Consider the following 22,055-nt stretch of genomic DNA (forward strand, 5'->3'; position numbering starts at 1 on the left):
CCCCCTAATCCACCGTTACCAGCGTAATCTTCGTAACGTTTCTCACCCACCGCATCGGCTTCTTATCGCCGCTCGCTACCAGTTTGATTGCTCCATCTTCTCCGAGGGCGCTGCCATTGATGCCAGTGGCCACAATCACATCGCCATTGTGTATCTCTCCTTCAATCTCAGCCGCGGAGTACAGCACAAAGTAGTGGTCTGTTCCTTCCACCCGCAGATAGCTCCGCAGGATGCGCCTCTGTGTCGTCTTGTCCAGCGCCACGCCACACTTCGCCAGCAGATCGCTCAACTCCACTCCGCTATAGCTCTCATCCATCTTCGTATGTGGATTGTGGACTGTGACCGTCTTCTGCGGCATCGCCTGCAACTCAGCTACGGAGAGCGTCGTCGCCTTTCCTTCTATGACAAGTGTCAGGCTCGTCGAGAGGGCGGCTTTGGCATGGATATGCTGCGGCATCTCCTGTCCCTGTGCCGGAAACCCGCTCAGATAGGCGCTCAAAACTATCGCCACCGTCAAATAGCCAGCAAACCGAATTGCTCTCATCCCCTCATCCTATCCTGTACGGCCAAGGACTTCAGGTGTACCGACACAGAAGTTGTCATTTCGGTGCCAGGCAGCATATTTTCTCGTCAAGCAAAGCTCTTCTGACACAAGTTATACTGGAAGCATGTCCAAAGTACGCGCAGCCGCAGCCATAGCCAAGGGAATGAGCATCACCCTCAAGGAGATGTTCCAGCCGACCGAAGTTGAAAACTACCCTGACGGCAAAGGTCCAATGCGAGGGGCTAAATTTCAGGAGCGTTTCCGCGGCAAGCACCAGCTTCAACGCGATGAGAACGGCCTCGAAAAGTGTGTCGCATGTTTTCTCTGCGCTGCGGCTTGCCCGTCAAACTGCATCTATATTGAGGCCGCTGACAACACCGAGTCGACTCGCATCTCCTCGGCCGAACGTTACGCCAAGGTCTACAACATTGATTACAACCGCTGCATCTTCTGCGGCTACTGTGTCGAGGCTTGCCCGACCGACGCCATCACCCATGGCCACGGCTTCGAGCTCGCCAGCCTTAACGCTACCAATCTCGTCATGCGCAAAGAAGATCTACTTGTTCCCACGCACAAGCTGCCGGACGCGGTTCGCTCCGAAAAGGACGAAGCCGAAGTGCTTGCCTAGATATCGTCAGCAATCAAGTGCAAAAGCATCTTTTATGAAAGAGTTAGGCCCGACATCCCTCGTTGGGCCTAACTCTTGTTGGAAGGTATGTTGCAGCGCTGGGGTGGCGGGACAGCAATTAGTCGTAGAAGAAGACGCGCGGCTACAATAGCAATAGGGGCAAGAACAAGGCAAGGCAACCATGGAACCACTCACAGACAATAAACAAACAATTCTTCACATCTGTCGCCGCGAGATGCTACGTCCGTTACGCGATCAGATTCTTCGCATCTCGGGTTTCGATGTAGATTCCACTCTCAGCCACACCGAGGGGATGTCCATGTTCTGGGCGCGGCCTTACGATCTTGTGCTGATCGATGTTGAAGGGGAATCAGGAATTGGCGAAGCGGAACATCTTTGCTCTGCGATTAAGACAGCTCAGCCCGGCCAGTTGATCGCCTTCGTCTGCAACTGGCGCGTTGCCATTCTCACCGACTGCCCCGACGAGATCGTTCGCACGGAGTTCGATCCGGCAGCCTTTGTCGAAGGTGTCCGCGACATCGTTCCGAAACATTAGTTGCGGCGAAGCTGACCTCGCAGCCACGCAAGAAAATGCAGCCGTAGCTCGTTGGAACGCATCTACTTCCTAACAGAACAGTTGCAGAGGCATCCGTGTTGTGCTAAAAGTTAACTATTCCAGTTTGCTTTCGGGCAAATTTGAATTTCATGCAGAGTGGTTGAGGGACGAGCCCTGTGACACCACGACAACCGGACAGAACAAACGCGTACCGGTGTCAACTCTCTCCTGGAAACAGGGAACATGAGATTAGGAGCACGCAGCCAAATTTTTAGGTTGCACCCCATTTCACCTTCCTGGCCGTTCGCGGTGTCCCCCAAAAGAGAGTATGTCGCAGGTTCAAAACTCCTCCTCTCGGAGAGAGCGTAATGAACTATTCCTGTACGGCGTATGAGCTGAAATGCAACGAGTGCGGAAAGCGGTTTGGCAACCAGCCACTGTCCGCATGCCCCGATTGTCTGGCCCCGCTTGAAGTGGCCTACGATCTGGAAGCGGCACGCGGTGTCTTCACCCGCGAAGCCATCGCAGCAGGTCCGCCCAGCATCTGGCGCTACGCTGCTCTCCTGCCCATCCCTGCTGGCTACCAGCCCGACCTTCCCGTCGGCTTCACTCCTCTCATCAAGGCCAACAACCTTGGCAAGCGCATTGGTGCAACCAACCTCTACATTAAGAACGACGCTGTCTGCTTCCCGACCCTCAGCTTCAAGGACCGTGTCGTCTCCGTAGCTTTGGCAAATGCCCAGCGCTTCGGCTTTGATACTGTTGGTTGCTCCTCCACCGGCAATCTGGCCAACTCTGTTGCCGCACAGGCCGCGCGCCTCGGTATCAAGGCTTGCATTCTCGTTCCGGCTGAGCTTGAAGCGGCCAAGATCCTCAACACGCAGGTCTATGGCGCCCGTCTGGTTCGCATCGACGGCAACTACGACCACGTCAACCGCCTCTGCAGCCAGATTGCCGACGAGTACAACTGGGGCTTCGTCAATGTCAATCTCCGCCCCTACTACGCTGAAGGCTCCAAGACCGTAGGCTACGAGATCGCTGAGAAGCTCGGCTGGCGGCTGCCCGACAACGTCATCGTCCCGATGGCTGGCGGTTCGCTCATCCGCAAGATCCGCAAAGCCTTCCAGGAGCTCGTCTACCTTGGCCTTGTGGAAGAGAAGCATGTCCGCTTCTTTGGTGCCCAGGCTACCGGCTGCTCGCCCATCTCGCAGGCAGTCAAGCTGGGCAATGATTTTATTGAGCCCCAGCGGCCAAATACAATTGCCCGCTCTCTCGCGATCGGGAACCCTGCCGATGGCCCCGCAGCCTCGCAGATGATTCGGGCCACGGGGGGCTGGGCTGAAGACGTCTCTGACGTAGAACTCGTATCCGGCATGCAGGAGCTTGCAGAGACCGAGGGCATCTTCACGGAGACGGCTGGAGGCGTTACCACTGCCGTTACGGCTCGCCTCTACGCTCACGGACGGATCTCCCCCGACGAACTTACTGTTGCCTGCATCACCGGCAACGGTCTTAAAACAACTGACGCGCTGACCGGACACTATCGGGAAGAGCGCGCCGTTCGCCCCCGGCTGGCTGACTTTGATGCTTACCTGCGGGAGTTGGATGGCGCTGCCGAACCCGAACTGGCTGCCGTTGGAGGTACTCATGGCAATTAAAGTAACTCTTCCCGCTGCCTTCACCCGCCATACCGATGGCCGCAAGCAGTTCGACTCCGCTGCGCAGAATCTGCCCGGTCTTATCGCCGATATCGACCAGACATTTCCCGCTCTCGGCACCCAGATCAAAGGCGATGACGGCAAGCTCCGCCGCTTCATCAACATTTATGTCAATGACGAGGATATTCGCTTCCTAGGCGGCGAGACCTACTCGTTTCAGGATGGCGATGAGGTAATGCTGATCCCTTCGATTGCCGGGGGCATCGCTTAAACGACCTGAAGATTTACAGATGAGAATACAGAAAAAATAATGCGGCCAGAATTCTCTGGCCGCATTATTTTTTGGGACCGAGATTGGGCAATCTCACATTCTTTCATTGTAGATACAACGGATGTAGCTGTTCAAAGCTCTTATCACCTGTAACCTTCGCGCCTGCCGCGATACATTGACGAAGAAAGAAGGACTCTACATGTTTCTGATATTGGCCGTGGTGCTGATTATTCTATGGCTGGGCGGATTCTTCGTCCTGCATATAAGCAGCTTCCTGATTCACCTGCTTATCATCTTCGCCGTCATCTCTTTCATCATGCACTTCGCGACTGGCAAACGGTCAGCCTGAGCCTCATTCTCAGCGATTAAACGCAAAGGCCGAGCCTGACTGGCTCGGCCTTTGCGTTTAATCGCTGTCTTTTATTGGTGTGCGATCGGTTGCGAAGCATCAATGATCGGTGGCGGGACAGGAGTCAAGCCGCTTGGAGTCTCTTCTCGCAGTTCAGGTAGTTTCTCTTCGAGCGCTATTTGGAGAACCTGATCCATCTCTTCTACAAAATGGAACTTCATAGAAGTTTTCAGAAGCTCCGGCAGTTCCGCCAGATCTTTACGATTGTCTTCGGGAAGAATTGCTTCGAAGATGCCTGCGCGATGTGCGGCGAGCAGCTTTTCTTTGAGTCCGCCGATAGGAAGCACCTTGCCGCGTAGCGTAATCTCCCCGGTCATAGCGATATCGCGACGCACCTTGATCTTGGTCAGAGCACTGGCCAGGCCGGTAGCGAGAGTAATGCCCGCCGATGGGCCGTCCTTAGGAATAGCACCTTCCGGTACATGGACGTGAATGTCAACGTTCCGATAGAAGTCCTTCGGCAAGCCGAGATAATGTGCCCGCGACCGTATGTAGCTCAACGCGGCCTGCGCCGATTCCTGCATGACATCGCCCAGCTGTCCGGTGGCAGTCATCTTGCCTTTACCGTCCAACACTTGTACTTCGGTCTGCAGAATCGTGCCGCCCATCTCCGTCCAGGCGAGGCCCGTTACCAGGCCAACCTCGCTCTTTTCGTGGACCTGAGAGTCACGGAACTTCGCTACGCCGAGAATCTCGCCAATATTCTCTCCAGTGACGGTCTCCTGATGCTTGGGGCCGTTCTTGACGACGCGGCGTGCAATCTTGCGGCACACATTGCCGATCTCGCGCTCGAGATTTCGCACGCCAGCCTCACGAGTGTATCCACGAATGATCTGCCGCAGAGCGTCATCTTCAAAGGTGACCTGGCTGTCAGTCAAACCCGTGCCTTCGCGCTGCTTCTTGACCAGATATTGCTTCGCAATTTCCAGCTTTTCGAGTTCGGTATAGCCATGAAGCCGCAAGATCTCCATGCGGTCCTGCAACGGCCCGGGAATCGTGTGCAAGACGTTCGCGGTTGCGACGAAGAGTACTTGCGAGAGGTCATACTCTACGTCGAGATAGTGGTCCTGAAACGAGGCATTCTGCTCGGGATCCAGAACTTCAAGCAGGGCACTGGCCGGATCGCCGCGAAAGTCCGATGCCATCTTGTCGATCTCATCCAGCATGAATACCGGGTTCTTGGTTCCGGCCTTTTTCATCGACTGAATAATCTGGCCCGGCAGCGCTCCAATATAGGTCCGCCGATGGCCGCGAATCTCAGCTTCATCCCTGACCCCACCGAGTGACATGCGCACGAACTTGCGACCTGTGGCCTTGGCAATCGACATTCCAAGTGAGGTTTTGCCCACGCCCGGAGGCCCGACAAAGCACAGGATCGAGCCCTTCGGATTCTTGACCAACTGACGCACGGCTAGAAATTCAAGAATTCGTTCCTTAATTTTTTCCAGGCCATAGTGGTCTTCGTTCAGGATTTGCTCGGCGTGTTCAATCGAGCGAATCTCCTTGGACCGCTTCTTCCACGGCACCGCGAGCAGCCAGTCAAGATAGTTGCGCGAGACGGTGGACTCAGCCGACATCGGCGGCATCGCCTCAAGCTTCTTCAACTCCAAAAGCGACTTTTCAAGAACATCCTTCGGCATGCCGGCCGCTTCAATCTTCTTCTTCAACTCATCGAACTCGGACTTTTCTCCGCGGCCAAGCTCCTTCTGAATCGCCTTGATCTTCTCGTTGAGGTAGTACTCTTTTTGTGCCTTCTCCATCTGTCTCTTCACGCGAGACTGGATGGTGCGGTCCATGTTCAACTTTTCGATGGCAAGATCTAGAACGTCCGCGACCCGCGATAGGCGCATCTCCGGATCGAACACCTCTAACAACTGCTGCTTCTCTTCAATGGACAGTTGCAGGTTTGCTGCAATCGTATCCGCCAGCTTCGCCGGTTCATCGGCACGGACGCTTGCTGCCATCGTTTCGTAGTTGAGAGATTGCTGCAGCTTCACGTACTGCTCGAACAGGGTATGGACACGCTGCATCAACTGTTCGACCTGAGGCGTCAGTTCGAGGTGCGTCTGCCCGGTCCGCACGGTCGCAACAAAAAAACCGTCGTTATCGTTGATTGCCGTCGCTCGTGCCCGCTCGATTCCTTCTACAAGCACCTTGATGTTTCCATCAGGCATCTTGACGCTCTGGACGATATTGCCGATGGTGCCCGTCTCATAGATATCATCGATATTGGGTTCATCGATGGAAGCGTCGTGTTGGGTCGCCAGAAAGATCTTCCGGTCGCCTGACAACGCCTCTTCGAGCGCTCGAACGCTGGATTCGCGGCCCACGACAAACGGAGTCATCATGTGAGGGAAGATGACCATGTCGCGGATGGGCATCATGGGCAGTTTGCGTACTTCGCCGTTCAACGTCTCTTTGGTTGGATTAGTCATCATGCTCCCTATTAGACGTCCGCCCGCGCGCAACGGTGCAAGCGCGCCAGAGGCTTTGAGTGATTGTAAATGGCTCCGGCTTGGAGAATGAATTGCATCCGAAAAGTGGAAAGGTACACATCACCCATTTTCCCGAAAACAGACCTCAAACGGAGTGCTGGAGCTAATGGACTCCGTTTGAAGCACTATCCGGCCTTCTCCAGCAACATCGGCAGCGTCAGGCTATGCTTCTTCACCATCTCCGCCGTGATGGACAACTCCTTGACCTTCTTGTTGCCCGGAACAAAGTACATCAGGTCGAGCATCAACTCTTCAAGGATCATCCGCAGCCCGCGAGCGCCTACCTTGCGCTGTATGGCCTCGCGTGCAATCTCCCGCGCCGCCTCGTCCGTAAAGGTGATCTTGACGCCTTCGAAATCAAACAGCTTCGTATATTGCTTCAGGATGGCATTGCGCGGCTTGGTCAGGATGTCGATCAAGGCAGCCTCATCCAACTCGTCAAGAACGCCCATGACCGGCAAGCGGCCTACGAACTCTGGAATCAGGCCGTACTTCAAGAGATCCTGGGGCTGTGCCTGGCGTAACAACTCGGCATCGCGCTGGGCGCGAATTGGCGTCACTTCGTCTTCCTTCGCTTCGGGATCAACGACAGCCTTGAATCCCAGAGCCTTCTTGCCAATACGCCGTCCAATTACTTTCTCCAGCCCGACAAAAGCTCCGCCGCAGATGAAAAGGATATTCGTAGTATCAACAGCAGTGAATTCCTGATGCGGATGCTTGCGCCCGCCCTGGGGTGGAACATTGGCTACTGTCCCTTCCAGGATCTTCAGAAGCGCCTGCTGCACACCTTCACCAGAGACGTCACGCGTAATCGACGGATTCTCGTCCTTGCGTCCGATCTTGTCGATTTCGTCGATGTAGATGATGCCGCTCTGAGCGCGGGCCACGTCACCATCCGCCGCCTGCAAAAGCTTCAAAATGATGTTCTCTACATCCTCGCCGACGTATCCAGCCTCGGTCAGGGTGGTGGCATCGACAATTGCGAACGGCACGTCCAGCATCTTTGCCAGCGTATGGGCCAGAAGCGTCTTGCCTGATCCTGTGGGTCCCACCAGCAGAATATTCGACTTTGCCAACTCGACGTCGTTTCCGCGAGTCTTGTTCATCTGAATCCGCTTGTAGTGGTTATAGACGGCTACAGCAAGCTTCTTCTTCGTCTGGTCTTGCCCAATGACATACTCATCCAGAAATGCTTTGACCTCCTGAGGCTTCGGCAGGTGGGCCGGAGCTGCGCCGGGCTGTGCCTCGGTACGGTCGTCTTCGAGGATGGAGTTGCACACTGCAACGCACTCATCGCAGATATAAGCTCGCGGATAGTCCGATGGAGAAGAGATGAGCTTAGCGACGGCGTCCTGCGACTTGTGGCAGAACGAGCAGCGAAGAGATTCGTCTGTGCCTCGTGACGTTTTCATAAGTACGGCAACTCCTGGTAATCCGTGCAAAGGTATAAACAGCAGTTTACACCCGTTTCATACTGTAAACCGTGGAGAGAGGTACCCGGCGCTATACACCAAATTGGTCATGACGCAAGAGAGCCCGGACCAATCGTCCGGGCTCCCTCGCGTACAAATCCAACTAGGTTCGGGGTCTATCGATAATGTCATCGATGATTCCGTATTCCTTCGACTGAGCCGCGGTCATAATAAAGTCCCGCTCCACGTCGCGTTCGATCCGTTCCAGCGTCTGACCCGTGCTGGCGCTCATCAGCTTGTTTGTGATCTCTCGAATCCGCAGAATCTCCCGAGCATGAATGTCAATATCGGTAGCCTGTCCACTCAGCCCGCCCATCGACGGCTGGTGAATGAGGATTCGCGAATTTGGCAGGGCAAAGCGCTTACCCTTTTTCCCGGCCATCAAAAGGAAAGCTCCCATGCTGGCTGCCTGACCGATGCAGAACGTCACCACATCGTTCTTGATGTACTGCATCGTGTCATAAATGGCGAGCCCGGCAGTGATCGATCCGCCCGGAGAGTTGATGTAGAGCTGTATGTCTTTCTCCGGGTCCTCGCCACTCAGAAACAGCATCTGCGCAATGATCACATTCGCAATGTTGTCATCGATCGGTGTGCCCAGAAAAATGATGTTGTCGCGCAGCAGACGGCTGTAGATGTCGTAGGCACGTTCGCCTCGACTCGTCTGCTCAATCACCATCGGTACTAATCCCATAGCGCTCTCTTTCTATAAATCAGTAAGCAAAAAAAATCTGTTTTGTTTTATCTACGAAGCCAGCTTCTCGTAGAGCACGCTTCCAGTCTTCTCGCGGCGCATCTGCTCGCGGATCCGGTCCAGACCGCCATCCTTTGCCAGCCGCTCACGGAGCGTCTCCAACGGCTCACGCGATTGGATGGAGATCATCAACAACTCACGGTCAAGGTCTTCATCGCTCACCACGACGCCTTCGGCCTCGGCGATCCTGTCGAGAATCATCGAAACCTTCACCTCGTTTACAGCCTGATCACGCTGGGCGGCGCGTAGACGGCCAAAGTCCAGCTTGCGCATGTCCTCGGCTTTCATACCCTGCTGTGCGAGAGCGCGGAGACCGCGATCGAGCCGCGCATCCACCTGCTGCTGCACAAACGATTCGGGAACAGGGAAGTGATACCGCCCGATCAACTCCTCGAGCATCTTGTCCTTTGCTCCGTTCTCGAGCGCATCCTTTTTACGGTCTGCCGTGTGCTCCCGCAGCTTGCCTTCAAAGTCGTCCCAGCTCTCGTAGTTCCCAAGCTGCTTGGCAAACTCAGCATCGCGCTCCGGATAGGTCTTGCGCTTGATGTTCTTCACGGTCACGTCATAGCTGACCGTCTGTCCCGCAAGGCGCGCATCGCCAAAGTCGGCCGGGTAATCCACCTCGAACTTCAGTTCCTGTCCGGGCTTCGCACCGCGCAGCGCGTCGTTGAACGCAGCCAGGGTGTTCTTGCCGCCAATTTCGATCAGGACATCCTCACCGGTGATGGGTGCGCTTTGCGAAGCGTTCGCTACCCCATCTTCGGTTACGGTCTGCGCCAGCTCTTTCACCTCGCCGCGAAACTGGATCTCGGCCCAGTCGCCATCGACGAGTGCACGGTCTTCGTCCACCGGTTCAACGGTTGCATGAGCGTCCAACACACGGCTAAGCTCCGCATCGAATTCCTCGCTGGTCAGTGCAACGTCCGGCTTTGCTATGTGGACACCCTCGTAACCGGCAATTTCGAACTCTGGCGCAACCTCAAATGCAGCCTTGAACTTCAGCGGCTGCCCTTCAAAAAGCTGCATGTCGAGCAACTGAGGCTCGGAGACCGGGCGCAGCTTCTGGTCGTCGATCGCCTTGCGGAAAGGCTCCGAAACCAGGCTCTCCAGAACCTCCTGCCGGACCTCTTTGGCGAACTTCGACCGGATCAGCGACTCCGGTACCTTGCCGGCGCGGAACCCAGGGATGCGCGCCAGCTTCTGATAGCGCTTCACGACCTTCTTGAAGGCCTTGGACACCTCATCTGCGCCGACTTCCACCTCGATCTCGCGAGTTAGTTCCGGGTTGAGGGATGGGGCGGGCTGGTGATCGTGACCGTGGTCATGATCATGGTCGTGGTCGTGGTCGTGGGTATGCGCCAGTTCAGGCTGCTGCTCGGCAGTCTCATTCGTCTCTGTCATCTCAGTCGGGGTCAAATCCATGCCTTCCGGGGGTGCTTGTATGTACGGGATTGCGCGATCAAAATGCTGGCCGCGTAAAACACGCCTCATTACTACTGTACGAGTCTTCGTTGTGGAGGGTCAAACCTCGACCGTTCCTGTAATTTCTTTTGCTGCCTCTTCCCGGTTCGTCAAACCTACATGTGCTGGGGGGCGTTGGTGTCCAGGTCGAAGATCTCCAGCCTGATCTTCCATTGCGCAGTCTGCCCTGGTTGTAGCACGACCATGCCAGTGTCCTCGCCGTTTGGCCATTCGCGCCCAAATGGATCGTCAAAGTTGAACTGGGGATCAATTGAGACAAAAGAATCATTTGCTGGAGCGTTGACATGGATAGCGTTGATGGTTGGGCTCAGGATGGTGATGCGCAGTCCGTAATTGCTCTTAGGGTCCCGCAGTTCAACGATGGGGCCATTATCCAGCAGGCCAGCTTTCAGTTGAACGAAGCTGTCATTCAGATTGAGTGAGCCCAGCCTGGTGCCGCCAACCCGGGTAAAGTCATAAGCCGTTCCGCTCACCGGCAAAAGTTTGCCGGTGGGAATTCCATCACGGCGATCTGAAACTTCGACACGAAGTGCGTTTGGCAGCTTCAGCGTGGCCTGGCTGCGGTGGCCACTCAGAATTGCGAATTTAGGCTGCCAGCCAATCCCGACCGGCTCGGCTTCGTCGCCAGTATTATGGGCGGAGATGTTCATCTCCAGCGCTCGGCTGTTCAACTGAACGGTTGTCGTAATGACCGTATGGGATATCCAGTGTCCGTCGAAATCTCCCGCATCATAGGTCGCCTGGACCTGACCGCCATCCGGCATCACATTTGTTTTCACGGTGTCTGCTTTTCGGTCGAGCAGCAGACCTCCGTTACTTATTCCTCCCTTTGCAGGCAGGTGGAGGCTATGGCCCTGCCAGGTTGCAATGGTGTCGTCGTTCAATGGCATGCCCCAGATGCGGTCCGCCCAGGGAGCCTCAATAGCCCCGCCTGTTGACAGGCTGGCAAGCCCACTCGCGTCCTTGCCCTCTCCGGTCATCTGCTTCGCCGCGTCTTCAAGAGAGGGCGAAGCGAGCAGGTTTACGATGCCTTTTTGTGGAATATAGGCCTGGATTTGCAGCAAGTTCATTCCACGGCCCGGCAGCAGCGTCGCCGAAATAAACTCGGGACTCTCCATGTCTGCCATCTGTGCATGTTGCAGTACCACCGGATCCTGTCCGCCAGGCTGTATGACGACGGCTCTATAGGAGGTCGGCTTTGGAACTCCAAGCTCCGTCTTAAGCTTCGTGAGATTTCCTCGGCCGCGTTCCTTCACGCCAACGGCGATCAGCAGCAACAGCACAGCCACCGTGATGGTGATCAGCAGCCCTGAACGTTTCACCGCCGTCTGCCAGGCGCGATGCCACGACTCGGCAAGCTTGTGTCTCCATAATTTCGCGTACATTCTGCTCAGCCTGGGATCTTCCAACGAGCCTCCAATTCACATTTAATTCAACGATCATCTTACGCATGTGGATTCACAAAAGCCTCACATGACCAGCCGAGCGCTTCTGCAACTATCATGGGATACAGTGACCCGTTCTAGAGCCCAGCCTCTCTCTCCGATTTTGCAGCAAATCAACGATTCCATCGTCCAGTGCAAACGCTGTCCGCGTCTTCGCGATTATTGCCGCGGGATAGGCGAGACTCGGCGTCGCGCCTATCAAGACCAGACCTACTGGTCCCGCCCCGTCCCCGGCTTCGGCGATGCGCGTGCCCGCGTTCTGATCCTGGGGCTCGCTCCCGGGGCTCACGGTGCCAACCGGACCGGACGCCCTTTCACCGGAGACGGCTCGGGAGCCTTCATGTACCCCATTCTCCATGAGCTAGGCTTTGCCAGCCAGCCGACTGGCATCTCCCGCGACGACGGCCTTAAACTCCGCCACGCGTGGATAGCCTCGGTCGTCCGCTGTGCGCCGCCGGGGGATAAGCCCCTCCCTCAGGAGATTCGCAACTGCGCTACGCATCTCGCCGATGAGATTCATGCTCTTCCCCGAGTTCGGGTGGTGGTGTGCCTCGGCAAAATCGCCTTTGACGGCTATCTCGCCTATCTTCTGCAGATGGGCATCATTGCCCGTAAGTCTGCCTACCGGTTCGCCCACGGTGCGGAGTACATTCTCCCGGATGGAATGCACCTCCTGGCTACCTATCACCCCTCGTTGCGCAACACGAACACAGGCCGTTTGAATAGCACCATGTTCACCCGAGTCTTCCTTCGCGCAAGGGAACTGGCGGGGCTGGCTGTTTAGCGTTGGTAGCCTATTTCGAAAGTAAAACCACCCCAGCGCAGACGAAGAGAGCCGCCAGCCATCTGCGCCGGTCTACATTTTCGTGCAGAAAGAGCTTCGCGGCGACGGTGTTGCCGATGTAGGTAAGGGAAGCGATGGCTGGAGCTGCGAGCGAAAGCTCGACGATGGAGAGCGTATAGAGCATGGCAAAGAAGTTGAGGGCCATGCAGAGGGCTCCGATGAGGAAGAGTGGGTTGGAGAGCACAGCGCGTACAGGGCCAAGGTAGCCAGAAAGACCCGGACGTGTGCGGAAGCGGTCGAGGTCGCCGAGGCCGCGCATGCCTGCGGCGATGAGACACTCCCCAATGATGGCAATGACAACCACAAAGAGGATGGCGGACCACTGGTGGAAGATGTGCGCGGAGTTCATCGGCCAACTCCGCTGTCCATAAGATCGAGGTCGGGGTGGTCGGTACGGGAGGGTCCGTTGGCTACAAAGCCGACGGCGCAGACGATCAGGACGATGCCCGCCCAGCGGTAAGGGCTCAGATACTCGTGCAGCCAGAAACGGCTCAGGAGTGCAATGACTACGTAGCCGAAGGCGGTGGCAGGCATCACGAAGGTAAGGTCGGCCCAGGAGAGAGCGGTGGTATAGCTGGCGAAGAATCCTATAAGCAGAAGGATGCCGGCGATGACATTGATGTTGGTAAGAGCGTGCAACAGCAGGCCGAGATGATGCAGATCGACCGGGCCAACCTGGGACATGCCGCGCGAGAGCAACGTATCACCCACCGATGCGGTAAGCATGACGGCTCCCAAAATGAGATAACGCTGCGGAGTAAGGGTATGCTTCATCGGTTTAAACGATCACTCCAGATTGGAGTGGGTTGATCCAGCCATTGATTCAGTCCGGAATCCAGAAAAAGCGGTCAGCATCAGAAATGCTGACCGCTCAGAATATAAATTGACTACGCGTTCATGCTGACGGATTCCTGCGCCTTGGCGGCGTTGGCTTCCTTCATCTTAAGTGCGGCCTTGTTGCGCTGCGAACGGAGTGTCATGAAGGACTTTGCTTCGGTGTAGAGACGGGGGACATCGCGGTTGACGATGGCCTGCCATACGACACGGAAAGCTGCCTTGGGACGGAAGTAGTACTCGTCATAGAACTTGTGCACCATCTCCATGACGTACTCGACCGGCAGGCCGGGGTATTCGATATGCGCCATCTGGTGGCCGCCATCGTCGCTCATGGCCTCATTGGTGATGAAGCCGTTCTCCTTGGCGTAGTCGAAGAACTCTGTGCCGGGGAAGGCGTGCGCGATGGAGACCTGGATGGTCTCGCAATCAAGCTGCTTGGCGAAGTCGATGGTGTTGCGAATCGACTCCTTGGTCTCGCCGGGCAGGCCGAGGATGAAGTCTCCATGGACGACGAGGCCGAGCTTGTGGCAGTCCCGGGTAAAGTCGAGCGCGCGCTGTACGGTAGCGCCCTTCTTGATGTTCTTGAGGATCTGCGGATCGCCTGACTCATAGCCGACGATGAGCAGGCGGCAGCCGGCTTCCTTCATGGCTTTGAGGGTGTCGAAGTCGGTTGTGACGCGGGAGGTGCAGGACCATGTCAAGCCGAGAGGCTTCAGCTTCTCGCACAACTCGATGGTGCGGGCCTTCTGGATGTTGAAGGTGTCGTCGTCAAAGAAGAACTCCTTGACCTGGGGGAATTTTGCCTTGGCGGACTTCATCTCGGCTGCCACATCATCGGTAGACCGCTTGCGCCAGGCATGGCCCGAGAGGGTTTGGGGCCACAGGCAGAAGGTGCACTGCGCCGGGCAGCCGCGGGTTGAGTAGAGAGCGACGTAGGGATGTAGAAGGAACGGGACGTTGTACTTGGTAACGTCGAGATCGCGGTGATAGATGTCGGTGGCCCAGGGCATCTCATCGAGCTGTTCCGGAGTAACCTGGGGGCGATCCGGATTGTGCTGGATCGTGCCTGCGGCGTCCTTGTAGCTCACGCCGAGGATCTCGTTGAGCGGCTTGCCGTTGGCAAAGTCAACGACCGAGAAGTCGAACTCGCGACGGCAGATAAAGTCGATGGCCGGGCACTCGTTGAGTGCCTTGTCGGGCGACGTCGTGACCGGTGGGCCGACGAAGGCGATCTTGATCGCGGGATAGGTCTGCTTGATGACCTCAGCCATCTTCTGGTCGCCGTCCCAGCCCATCGTGCTGGTAAAGAGGACGAGGAACTCGTAGTCCTTGAGAATCTCGACGACTTCCTGCCACTTGATATGGTGGGGCGGCGCGTCGAGCAGGCGGGACCCCTCGAGCATGCCCGCCGGATAGGTGAGCCACACAGGGTACCAGTAGGATTCGATCTCGCGAGTGGCGGGCCAGCGGGAGCTGGCACCACCGTCAAACTTCTCGAAGGAGGGCGGGTTCAGAAAGAGTGTCTTCAGGGGCATGATAATAATCCAAGTTTACCATTTAGATAAGGCGTATGAGCGTTTTTCTTTGATTCTAAGAATGGTTCGCACCTTGAGGATCAATAAGATAGGTGAAAATCAATCAAAATATCTTCGAAATCTATTCCGGTTTCAGTGTGGTTGAGGGCTGTGATTGTGCCACGGATTGGACCCAGTCCTCAAGCTGGCCTGTCTGCCGCAGAAGGTTAATCTCCGCCTTGCGCATCTCAAAGCTGGTATCGAGCACCGTCAAAAACTTCTCTCTTTCGGCAATCCGTGACTTTTCTTCATCTTTCGGCGTCATCTGCGGGCCGGATGGATTTCCGCTGCCGGACTTCAATTGAACGAGCACAATGTCTAGTTGCTGCTGAGCTAGTTGCTGGTCGAGCGTCGCAACCTCGGCCTGCGCGGCCAGTTCGGCGGTGGCGTGACGTATCTTTTGGCGTCCTTCGATAAACTGATCCCGCGCCAGGTCGGCTTCGCGCTCGGCATGGGTGGCGTCGATGGCCGATTCGCGCGCCTTGGATTTGTGAAGCATGTCGAAGAGCGGCACGGTAATCTGGATGCCCACAGCGGCATTATTCGTCTGAAAGTTCAGGTAATAGTCTTGATAGTTGTTATAGCTTGCAAAATAACTATATTGCGCCGCGAAGGAGATCTGAGGGCGCCAGAGATAGCGAGCGTCGCCTCGGGCAATCTCCTGTTTAGAACGGGCATTGGCATAGGCGGATTCGACGGCTGGGCTATTAGGGAGCGTGGCTGGAGCGAGGTCAAGTGAAGGCGCATTGAATGGAGGGATGCTGCTGCCCGATATACCGAGGCCTTGTGAGGGAAGACCGATGAGGCGGGCAAGATGCGCTCGATCGCTGGCCGTTTCATCGTCGGCGCGAAGCAGGGAAAGGCGGATCTGAGCGACAGAAAGCTTTGCGGTTGTCAGGTCGATGGGGGTGTCTTGTCCGGCATTGAGCCGATCCTGGACAATGCTGACCAGTCGGTCGGCGTAACCCTGCTGCTCGCGCAGCGCGGTCCGTCGCTGCAGGTCGCGGTCGAGCGCGAGGTAAGTAACGGCGGTATCTTCCGTGACAGCTTCCCGGACATCCGTGAGCGTGAGGGTCGCGGCTTTAATCGAGGCTCGGGCAGCGCGGATATATCCGCTCTGCGCGGCGCTGAATACGAGCGACTGCGAGGTGACATTGAAGAGGGAAGGCTGGCCGAGAGGGAATCCGTAGGATGGAGGTCCTACCCCGGCTCCGGCGACGACGTTGGGAATATAAGCGTCATGAAGCTCGCGAAGGGACGCACGAGCTTTGTCGACATCAGCTTGCGCTATCAGTACTTTGGGGTTGCTCTTGAGAGCGAGCCCTACTGCGGACGTGAAAGAGATCTGCGCCATAGCCGGAAGGCTTGCAGCGGCGACCACAGTACACGTAATGGCGAAGCGAAGAAGACGGGGCATGCGGCCTGAGAGATTCCTTCGAGATGGGCTGCCTATCATGGTATCGCTCTTTCCCTTAGGATCCCTGCAGTGATTTACGGGCAGGTGCATAGTTTGAGGCCAGCGCCGCGGCGGCGGCATACTCCCGATGCGCGGATGTGGCGTCGCCTTGATGCGCCAAAAGGTCGCCTAGCTGAACGTGGACCTTGAATGCCGGTGCGTCATCCGACTGGGCAGGGGAGGAGAGATACTCGCGCAGGAGATCTTCTGCGAGTTGAGGCGATCGGTTCATCGCGGTAAGAATGCTTGCCGCGTCCACCAGGGACGAATCTTTCCTGCGGTCGGCGGCGATGCCTGCCTGCAGCGCTTCCAGCGCTTTATCCGGCTGGTTCTGTCGCTGGTAAAACTGGCCAAGGTCGATATAGGCTGCGGCGGTCCTGCCAGCGAGAACAGCCTTTTTGAACTCCGCTTCGGCGGTCCCGGCATCCTTGTCTTCGCTGGCGATCAATGCCAGTAAACGATGCGACTGCGACGGAAAGCGAGGCTGCATCCGGCTGGCCAGCGCCCGGCCCTTATCCAGCCCACCGCCCACAATCGCTGGAGCCTCTACGTAGAACTCGCCAAGGTCGCTCATTGCCTGAATATTTTGCGGATCGAGTTGAACTGCTCGCTCGAACGAATAACGCACCTTGCGGGCAAGCGCAAAGGCGGTCAGCGGACGAGCATGCGAAGCTTTCATGCCATAGGCGCGGCCCAGCCACATCTGGGTATTACTATCGCCCGGGTTCTGAGAGGCTCCCAGTTCGCACTCCTGGATCGCGGCGTCCGCCATCTCCTGGGCGTAGTAGACGCGGCAAAGCAACTGGTGGGCATAGGCATTGCTGGGTTCAGCCGCCAATACGCCCTGCAACGAGATACGCGCCTCATCGACCCGTCCCTGTTGGAGAAGCGAGTTTGCCTGGGCATCATCTGCGAACAGAGGACTTCGGGAGAGGAAGAAAAGAACAAGGACGAACGCCATCCGGGTGTAGATCAGGTTTGTCTTTGCAACCATGATTAGTCGACTACTTTGACGGCAAGCCCATTCGAGAGGTCACGGTTACTGTTCGTTGCGCTGAGAGCAACGGTGTCCTTGTCGGTAAGGCCGCCTGTGATCTCAACCCGCATGAGATTCACCACCCCGACCTGGACTGGGGTGACCACAAGCTTGTTATGGATGACGCGGTAGACAAAGTCGTGTCCTGAAGGCTCGGTGTGCAGTGCCTCTCGCGGAATGCTCAGAACATTGAACCGCTGCTGGGTGGTTACAGTGACCGTGACATTCGTATTGGGAAGCAGGTCCTCATTCGCGTCGTCTACGGAGATGATGCATTCGCCGACGCTTCTTGTCCCATAGGCGATCACGGTTGTCGGCACGCGGGTGACGTGTCCATGCCAGACCCGGTCCTGTTTGCCTTCCCACACGATGGTGACAGGCTGTCCCACTATCAGATTGCCGATCTCCGGCTCGTCAAAATAAGCGCGGACCTGAATTTTGTTGAGATCTGCAACATCGATCAGGTCTTCCCCTGCCTGAACGAAATCGTATTGAGAGACGGGAATGGAATAAACAGTACCCGCGAGAGGCGTGCGGACATTGACGTTCGCATAGCCGTTTTGAGCGGCAAGAATACCAGCCCGTGCGTCAGCGACCTGCGCTTCGGCCCGGGTCCGGTCAGGGCCACTATATCGCTGCGTGCTGCGCATCTGGACATTTTGCAGGGAACTGTTCGCGGTTTGAAGCCGCTGCTCAGCGGCTGCAACTTCGCTGGCCGAAGCTGCGCCCTTTTGCTGAAGTTGCTTCAGCGCGGCAAGATCGCTCTCAGACTGTTGCTGCTGAATCTTCGCTCGGCCCAGGTCTCCCTGCAAGGCAATGCGTTCATCCTGAGATCCGCCCTGCTGCAGGTCGTGCATACTTGCCTGCGAGGTGCGCAGGGCCGCATTGGCAGCGGCTAATCGAGCCACTGCATCGGCATCGTCCATCTTGATGAGCAGATCGCCGGACTTTACCTTCTCGCCGACCTTGACATAGATCTTCGCTACTACCCCCGGCCCTCCTGCGTGGGCGCGAAAGTCATTGATCGGCTCAACCTTGCCGTTGGTAGGCACTGACTTGACCAGGTTTTGCCGGGTCACTGCGGCCGCCCGAATCTCCACCACGTCACGCGTAAAGGAGCGAAAAACTACAACAGCGAGCAGGATTGCCCCGAGCAGGATGCCCAACAGCGCAAAGGGATTGAGGCGTCTTGTATCGGTTGTCGGCATCTCTTGAATTTTCAGTATATAAGACGCTCATGCACAGGAAACGGAGCAGAAAAATTTGTGCCTCCGTGCAGGTGCATAGTTGGATGCGGGAGCCTTCAGCTCAAATTAAGGTCGAGTAGTTCGAGTTCGAGGCCCGGGAACTGAGGGTTTGTTCCGGCCTTCAACCGGTAGGCAACATCCACAACCGAGCCACGCCGCAAGCTCATCTCCGCGCATCGCGACGGCCAATCCGTTCCCCGGTTCCAGCCTAATGCGCTGAATTGTGTCCGGGTGCCATCCTGGCACAGTTGCAAGCAGACATGCTTTTCCTTGATCAGCCTCATATCAGCCGAAAGGATGACTCTGCGGGTTACAAATACCGGTTCCCGGTTACCAATCCCAAACGGGCCACACCGTGTCAGCCAGTCGAAAAACTCTGGTGTAAGGTTATCCAGCCCAAGCTCGACATCGCAATCGAGCGGTGGAGCGAGCAGCGGCCCATGCAATAAGGACGAGCTATAGTTCCGCATCTGCGTTCGTAAAGCCTCGACCCGCTCCGACGGTAAAGAAAACCCGACAGCATGGGCATGGCCTCCAAATCGGGTAAACAGTTGGTCCCCGTCCGCATGAACGGCGGTCAGCGCGTCGAGTAAGTGAAAGCCAGCGATGGAACGGCCAGAGCCATGTGCCTGTCCCGCTTCATGGGTCAGCACAAGAGCTGGCCTCCCCGTCCGATCGACGATTCGCGATGCGAGAATCCCCAGCACTCCTCGATGCCAGGCGGGATCGTCCAGAACGATGCACTCTGCTGGGAACGTCCCGTCGATATCTCGCAGGGAAGCAAGCTGGCCCTCAATGTCTTCAAGAGCCCTGGTCTCTGTGGCCCTCCGGTCTTCGTTCAGCTGATTGAGCTTTTTTGCCAGTCCAGAGGCCAGCTCTACGTCTCTGGTCAGAAAGAGTTCGACGACGTCGCTCGCGATATCCATTCGGCCTGCGGCATTGATACGCGGCGCAAGCCGAAAGCCGACCTCGGTCGCTGTAGGAGGGCGATTGGCCGGTATCTGGGCCACCTGCATCAGAGCTCGCAATCCGGGCTGCACCGGGTTCCGAAGCTCGCGCAGGCCAAGCGCGGCAATTACCCGATTTTCTCCCTCCAGTGGAACCGAATCCGCGATGGTCGCAATGGCTACCAGCTTCAAAAAAGAGGGAACCAGGCTGTTCCGCAATTTCGCGCGATCTTCCTCGGTATCGGCGGCAGCAGACAAAATCGCATGGGCGAGTTTGAAAGCCACCCCTGCTCCGCAAAGAGACTTGAAGGGATAGCCGCACCCCTCCTGCGCCGGGTTGACGACGGCAATGGCGTGAGGAACACCGACCGCGTCATCGGGAAGATGATGGTCCGTGACAATCAGGTCCAGCCCCAGCGCTTTGGCCTCATCGGCTGCGGCAAACGCTCGAATCCCGGTATCGACGCTGATGACCAGTCGAACTCCGGATGCAGCGGCCGCGCCCAGCACCCCTGTCTGCATCCCGTATCCTTCGCGCAGCCGATGAGGAACGTGATAAGTCACAATTGCAGGGCAATCTTTGGAGGCTGTGCGTTCAATGGCGGTCTTCAGCAGAACCGTGGCAGTCGTGCCATCCACGTCATAATCGCCGTAGATCAGGATCGGCTCACCCCCGCGAACCGCCTGCTGAATTCGTGCCACAGCTTCTGGCATCCCGAGCATCAACATTGGGTCGATCAGGTCGTCGAGGGAGGGGTGGAAAAAGGTCTCTGCCGCGGACGCATCGGCAATACCGCGCGATACCAGCCATGACGCAATGGCAAGGGGGCATCCCACCTCGCGCGCAAGCTGTGCCACGTTGTTGGCGTCGGGGGAATGGACTCTCCATTCCCGTCGTAACCCGCTCTGGGCGGAGATCATCTTTGTCTACTCGTCGCTCTCGTGGTCGTCGAGCACAATGCCGCCCATCTCAGACACGCTCTCCAGAAGGTCCTGGAAACGGTCATACCAATCCGTGGCAACTTCAAAGACGAACATCACGCCCTGGTGCGCAAAGCCGAGCTGCAGATAGCCGATCTTCCCCACGTAATTGACAAGATATTCGGCATCGTCGAGCTCCGCGGCCTCATCGTCCGGAAACGTCTGATCGCGAATCTGTTCGAGCAGGATCGCAATGTCCGACTTCTCCAGCACCACCTCGCTCATCGTCACAAAGGGAGCGCCAGCCGCCTTCGCGTGCTCGACAAAATCCTTCCATCCGTCCGGGTTTTCTTCTTCAAATAGGACGGTGGGAACGTCTTCGGTGACATAGGCATTCAGCCGGCGCATCCCGTGGCCAGCGATGAACGCTATCATGTCGTCTTTAAGCGAGATAAGATTGTCTGGTTGCATCGATCTCATATTGTCTCAGAAAGCTACGCGGCCCGCACGATCCGCCGTTGCAAAACGAGACCAGAAAAAGGAATCCGTGCCAGAATTTAAGCACCACGTATTTATCTGCACCAACGAGCGCGACGAATCCGCGTCTCGCCCGAGTTGTCTGCCCCAGGGCAGCAAGAAGCTCAAATCCGCCTTCAAGGATGCCATCAAAGACGCTGGCCTCAAACATCTCGTCCGCGCCAACGAGTCCGGCTGCCTCGATCAATGCGAACACGGACCGACCGTAGTGGTCTATCCCGAGGCCGTCTGGTACGGCTTCGTCCAGCTTAAGGACGTAGAGGAAATCGTTACCGAACACCTCGTCCATGGCCGCCCCGTGGAGCGTCTGCGCCTCCCCAGCACCTGCCTCAATACCGAGCAGTGTCCGCATAAGCCCGTGCCAAAACACAAGTAGCGCCTTGGCGAAGACCCGCTACAAGTGATAGACACGCATGATATATTCGAGTTAAAGTCAATGATTTTTTCTAAAGATTACGTTGGATATCTGGCGCGCCAGACCCTCAAGCACCTCGTCGCCGAGAAGATGATCGAAACCGCCAAGCCTGCCGTTCTCGAGGAGCGGGTTACAGCCGCCATGATCGAAGAACTGGCGCTGGAGGACCGTATCAACGACGAGGTTCGCGTCATTCTCGAAGCCTTCCAGGACGACATGCTCAAGACCGGAGCCAGCTACCCCGAGATGTTCAAAAAAGTGAAAAATGAGCTGGCCCGCAAGTACAAGGCGGTGCTGTGAGAATCTCCCGCGACAAGCTCAACAAGCTCGCCCACACCATTGCCGATACTCTCGCCGAGATTCCCGAGTGCGACTTTCTCGAAGACCGCAACACCATCCGGCAGGAGGCCCGCAAGGCCCTCGAAAAACTTCTCCTCGAAGAGACCAGGATCGACGCCGCCGCCCGCCAGAAGATCGCCTCGCAGCGCAAGATCATCATGGAAGGCTCGCAGGAGTGGGATATCCTC

General features: G+C 56.8%; 23 protein-coding genes and 1 riboswitch. Of the genes, 9 read left to right on the forward strand and 14 right to left on the reverse strand.

Annotated features, from left to right (window positions below):
• Positions 1 to 4 precede the first annotated feature (4 nt).
• Positions 5 to 544: a molybdopterin-dependent oxidoreductase gene (locus VMU57_RS06700; RefSeq protein WP_325381861.1), complete on the reverse strand. Its 540-nt coding sequence runs from the start codon at positions 542 to 544 to the stop codon at positions 5 to 7.
• 124 nt (positions 545 to 668) lie between these two features.
• Between VMU57_RS06700 and nuoI the strand changes: the two genes are divergently transcribed.
• The 5 genes from nuoI (at position 669) to VMU57_RS06725 (ending at position 4,006) form a co-directional block, all read left to right on the forward strand.
• Positions 669 to 1,172 carry an NADH-quinone oxidoreductase subunit NuoI gene (nuoI, locus tag VMU57_RS06705; RefSeq protein ID WP_325381862.1) on the forward strand — a complete coding sequence of 168 codons (504 nt, stop codon included), beginning with the start codon at positions 669 to 671 and terminating at the stop codon, positions 1,170 to 1,172.
• A gap of 181 nt (positions 1,173 to 1,353) precedes the next feature.
• Positions 1,354 to 1,728: a hypothetical protein gene (locus tag VMU57_RS06710; RefSeq protein WP_325381863.1), complete on the forward strand. Its 375-nt coding sequence runs from the start codon at positions 1,354 to 1,356 to the stop codon at positions 1,726 to 1,728.
• Between the two features lie 144 nt (positions 1,729 to 1,872).
• A riboswitch (SAM riboswitch) is annotated at positions 1,873 to 1,978 on the forward strand.
• A 118-nt stretch (positions 1,979 to 2,096) separates the two neighbouring features.
• Complete coding sequence (thrC, locus tag VMU57_RS06715) at positions 2,097 to 3,386, forward strand: threonine synthase (RefSeq protein ID WP_325381864.1); 1,290 nt, start codon at positions 2,097 to 2,099, stop codon at positions 3,384 to 3,386.
• Positions 3,376 to 3,657, forward strand: a complete 282-nt coding sequence (locus tag VMU57_RS06720; protein ID WP_325381865.1) for a MoaD/ThiS family protein — start codon at positions 3,376 to 3,378, stop codon at positions 3,655 to 3,657. Before thrC ends, VMU57_RS06720 begins: the two co-directional genes overlap by 11 nt.
• Positions 3,658 to 3,856: 199 nt before the next feature.
• Positions 3,857 to 4,006 carry a lmo0937 family membrane protein gene (locus VMU57_RS06725; protein ID WP_325381866.1) on the forward strand — a complete coding sequence of 50 codons (150 nt, stop codon included), beginning with the start codon at positions 3,857 to 3,859 and terminating at the stop codon, positions 4,004 to 4,006.
• Positions 4,007 to 4,077: 71 nt separating this feature from the next.
• Here VMU57_RS06725 and lon read toward each other — a convergent pair whose 3' ends face one another.
• The 5 genes from lon to VMU57_RS06750 form a co-directional block, all read right to left on the reverse strand.
• Positions 4,078 to 6,501, reverse strand: a complete 2,424-nt coding sequence (gene lon, locus VMU57_RS06730) for an endopeptidase La (protein WP_325381881.1) — start codon at positions 6,499 to 6,501, stop codon at positions 4,078 to 4,080.
• 185 nt (positions 6,502 to 6,686) lie between these two features.
• Positions 6,687 to 7,973 (reverse strand): ATP-dependent Clp protease ATP-binding subunit ClpX, encoded by a 1,287-nt coding sequence (clpX, locus tag VMU57_RS06735; protein ID WP_325381867.1) that lies wholly within the window; start codon positions 7,971 to 7,973, stop codon positions 6,687 to 6,689.
• A 163-nt stretch (positions 7,974 to 8,136) separates the two neighbouring features.
• The gene (gene clpP, locus VMU57_RS06740; protein WP_026336315.1) at positions 8,137 to 8,727 is read right to left on the reverse strand and encodes an ATP-dependent Clp endopeptidase proteolytic subunit ClpP; all 591 of its coding nucleotides are present in this window, start codon (positions 8,725 to 8,727) and stop codon (positions 8,137 to 8,139) included.
• A 51-nt stretch (positions 8,728 to 8,778) separates the two neighbouring features.
• On the reverse strand, positions 8,779 to 10,188 hold the full coding sequence (gene tig, locus VMU57_RS06745; protein WP_325381868.1) for a trigger factor: 1,410 nt from the start codon (positions 10,186 to 10,188) through the stop codon (positions 8,779 to 8,781).
• Positions 10,189 to 10,364: 176 nt separating this feature from the next.
• Positions 10,365 to 11,654, reverse strand: coding sequence for an aldose 1-epimerase (locus VMU57_RS06750; RefSeq protein WP_325381869.1), 1,290 nt, complete (start codon positions 11,652 to 11,654; stop codon positions 10,365 to 10,367).
• Between the two features lie 127 nt (positions 11,655 to 11,781).
• On the opposite strand from VMU57_RS06750, the gene VMU57_RS06755 reads away from it, so the two are divergent.
• A complete protein-coding gene (locus VMU57_RS06755; RefSeq protein ID WP_325381870.1) occupies positions 11,782 to 12,498 on the forward strand; it encodes a uracil-DNA glycosylase in 717 nt (238 codons plus the stop codon).
• A 10-nt stretch (positions 12,499 to 12,508) separates the two neighbouring features.
• On the opposite strand, the gene VMU57_RS06760 is transcribed toward VMU57_RS06755, so the two are convergent.
• The 8 genes from VMU57_RS06760 to VMU57_RS06795 all read right to left on the reverse strand — a co-directional run bounded on the left by VMU57_RS06760 (position 12,509) and on the right by VMU57_RS06795 (position 21,047).
• Complete coding sequence (locus VMU57_RS06760) at positions 12,509 to 12,907, reverse strand: EamA family transporter (protein WP_325381871.1); 399 nt, start codon at positions 12,905 to 12,907, stop codon at positions 12,509 to 12,511.
• Positions 12,904 to 13,332 (reverse strand): EamA family transporter, encoded by a 429-nt coding sequence (locus VMU57_RS06765; protein WP_325381872.1) that lies wholly within the window; start codon positions 13,330 to 13,332, stop codon positions 12,904 to 12,906. Before VMU57_RS06765 ends, VMU57_RS06760 begins: the two co-directional genes overlap by 4 nt.
• A 113-nt stretch (positions 13,333 to 13,445) precedes the next feature.
• On the reverse strand, positions 13,446 to 14,930 hold the full coding sequence (gene hpnJ, locus VMU57_RS06770) for a hopanoid biosynthesis associated radical SAM protein HpnJ (RefSeq protein ID WP_325381873.1): 1,485 nt from the start codon (positions 14,928 to 14,930) through the stop codon (positions 13,446 to 13,448).
• Positions 14,931 to 15,051: 121 nt separating this feature from the next.
• The gene (locus tag VMU57_RS06775; protein WP_325381874.1) at positions 15,052 to 16,386 is read right to left on the reverse strand and encodes a TolC family protein; all 1,335 of its coding nucleotides are present in this window, start codon (positions 16,384 to 16,386) and stop codon (positions 15,052 to 15,054) included.
• 55 nt (positions 16,387 to 16,441) lie between these two features.
• The gene (locus tag VMU57_RS06780) at positions 16,442 to 17,419 is read right to left on the reverse strand and encodes a tetratricopeptide repeat protein (protein ID WP_325381875.1); all 978 of its coding nucleotides are present in this window, start codon (positions 17,417 to 17,419) and stop codon (positions 16,442 to 16,444) included.
• A gap of 2 nt (positions 17,420 to 17,421) precedes the next feature.
• Positions 17,422 to 18,669, reverse strand: coding sequence for an efflux RND transporter periplasmic adaptor subunit (locus VMU57_RS06785; RefSeq protein WP_325381876.1), 1,248 nt, complete (start codon positions 18,667 to 18,669; stop codon positions 17,422 to 17,424).
• Positions 18,670 to 18,764: 95 nt separating this feature from the next.
• On the reverse strand, positions 18,765 to 20,576 hold the full coding sequence (gene recJ / locus VMU57_RS06790; protein WP_325381877.1) for a single-stranded-DNA-specific exonuclease RecJ: 1,812 nt from the start codon (positions 20,574 to 20,576) through the stop codon (positions 18,765 to 18,767).
• Positions 20,577 to 20,582: 6 nt separating this feature from the next.
• Entirely contained in the window at positions 20,583 to 21,047 is a 465-nt protein-coding gene (locus VMU57_RS06795) for a hypothetical protein (protein ID WP_325381878.1), read from the reverse strand.
• A gap of 76 nt (positions 21,048 to 21,123) precedes the next feature.
• Between VMU57_RS06795 and VMU57_RS06800 the strand changes: the two genes are divergently transcribed.
• The 3 genes from VMU57_RS06800 to VMU57_RS06810 form a co-directional block, all read left to right on the forward strand.
• The gene (locus VMU57_RS06800) at positions 21,124 to 21,489 is read left to right on the forward strand and encodes a (2Fe-2S) ferredoxin domain-containing protein (protein ID WP_325381879.1); all 366 of its coding nucleotides are present in this window, start codon (positions 21,124 to 21,126) and stop codon (positions 21,487 to 21,489) included.
• A 60-nt stretch (positions 21,490 to 21,549) separates the two neighbouring features.
• Complete coding sequence (locus VMU57_RS06805; RefSeq protein ID WP_158909055.1) at positions 21,550 to 21,828, forward strand: DUF507 family protein; 279 nt, start codon at positions 21,550 to 21,552, stop codon at positions 21,826 to 21,828.
• Positions 21,825 to 22,055: DUF507 family protein (locus VMU57_RS06810; protein WP_325381880.1), on the forward strand; the 231-nt coding region annotated here is incomplete at its 3' end. The genes VMU57_RS06805 and VMU57_RS06810, both read left to right, overlap by 4 nt.

The sequence above is a fragment of the Edaphobacter sp. genome (assembly GCF_035532915.1).
In the GTDB taxonomy this organism is placed as follows: domain Bacteria; phylum Acidobacteriota; class Terriglobia; order Terriglobales; family Acidobacteriaceae; genus Edaphobacter.

Excerpts from the sequence above, each read along its gene's own strand:
- VMU57_RS06700 (WP_325381861.1), bottom strand. The coding sequence starts at position 544 with ATGAGAGCAATTCGGTTTGCTGGCTATTTGACGGTGGCGATAGTTTTG.
- nuoI (WP_325381862.1), top strand. The coding sequence starts at position 669 with ATGTCCAAAGTACGCGCAGCCGCAGCCATAGCCAAGGGAATGAGCATC.
- VMU57_RS06710 (WP_325381863.1), top strand. The coding sequence starts at position 1,354 with ATGGAACCACTCACAGACAATAAACAAACAATTCTTCACATCTGTCGC.
- thrC (WP_325381864.1), top strand. The coding sequence starts at position 2,097 with ATGAACTATTCCTGTACGGCGTATGAGCTGAAATGCAACGAGTGCGGA.
- VMU57_RS06720 (WP_325381865.1), top strand. The coding sequence starts at position 3,376 with ATGGCAATTAAAGTAACTCTTCCCGCTGCCTTCACCCGCCATACCGAT.
- VMU57_RS06725 (WP_325381866.1), top strand. The coding sequence starts at position 3,857 with ATGTTTCTGATATTGGCCGTGGTGCTGATTATTCTATGGCTGGGCGGA.
- lon (WP_325381881.1), bottom strand. The coding sequence starts at position 6,501 with ATGACTAATCCAACCAAAGAGACGTTGAACGGCGAAGTACGCAAACTG.
- clpX (WP_325381867.1), bottom strand. The coding sequence starts at position 7,973 with ATGAAAACGTCACGAGGCACAGACGAATCTCTTCGCTGCTCGTTCTGC.
- clpP (WP_026336315.1), bottom strand. The coding sequence starts at position 8,727 with ATGGGATTAGTACCGATGGTGATTGAGCAGACGAGTCGAGGCGAACGT.
- tig (WP_325381868.1), bottom strand. The coding sequence starts at position 10,188 with ATGACAGAGACGAATGAGACTGCCGAGCAGCAGCCTGAACTGGCGCAT.
- VMU57_RS06750 (WP_325381869.1), bottom strand. The coding sequence starts at position 11,654 with ATGTACGCGAAATTATGGAGACACAAGCTTGCCGAGTCGTGGCATCGC.
- VMU57_RS06760 (WP_325381871.1), bottom strand. The coding sequence starts at position 12,907 with ATGAACTCCGCGCACATCTTCCACCAGTGGTCCGCCATCCTCTTTGTG.
- VMU57_RS06765 (WP_325381872.1), bottom strand. The coding sequence starts at position 13,332 with ATGAAGCATACCCTTACTCCGCAGCGTTATCTCATTTTGGGAGCCGTC.
- hpnJ (WP_325381873.1), bottom strand. The coding sequence starts at position 14,930 with ATGCCCCTGAAGACACTCTTTCTGAACCCGCCCTCCTTCGAGAAGTTT.
- VMU57_RS06775 (WP_325381874.1), bottom strand. The coding sequence starts at position 16,386 with ATGCCCCGTCTTCTTCGCTTCGCCATTACGTGTACTGTGGTCGCCGCT.
- VMU57_RS06780 (WP_325381875.1), bottom strand. The coding sequence starts at position 17,419 with ATGGTTGCAAAGACAAACCTGATCTACACCCGGATGGCGTTCGTCCTT.
- VMU57_RS06785 (WP_325381876.1), bottom strand. The coding sequence starts at position 18,669 with ATGCCGACAACCGATACAAGACGCCTCAATCCCTTTGCGCTGTTGGGC.
- recJ (WP_325381877.1), bottom strand. The coding sequence starts at position 20,576 with ATGATCTCCGCCCAGAGCGGGTTACGACGGGAATGGAGAGTCCATTCC.
- VMU57_RS06795 (WP_325381878.1), bottom strand. The coding sequence starts at position 21,047 with ATGCAACCAGACAATCTTATCTCGCTTAAAGACGACATGATAGCGTTC.
- VMU57_RS06805 (WP_158909055.1), top strand. The coding sequence starts at position 21,550 with ATGATTTTTTCTAAAGATTACGTTGGATATCTGGCGCGCCAGACCCTC.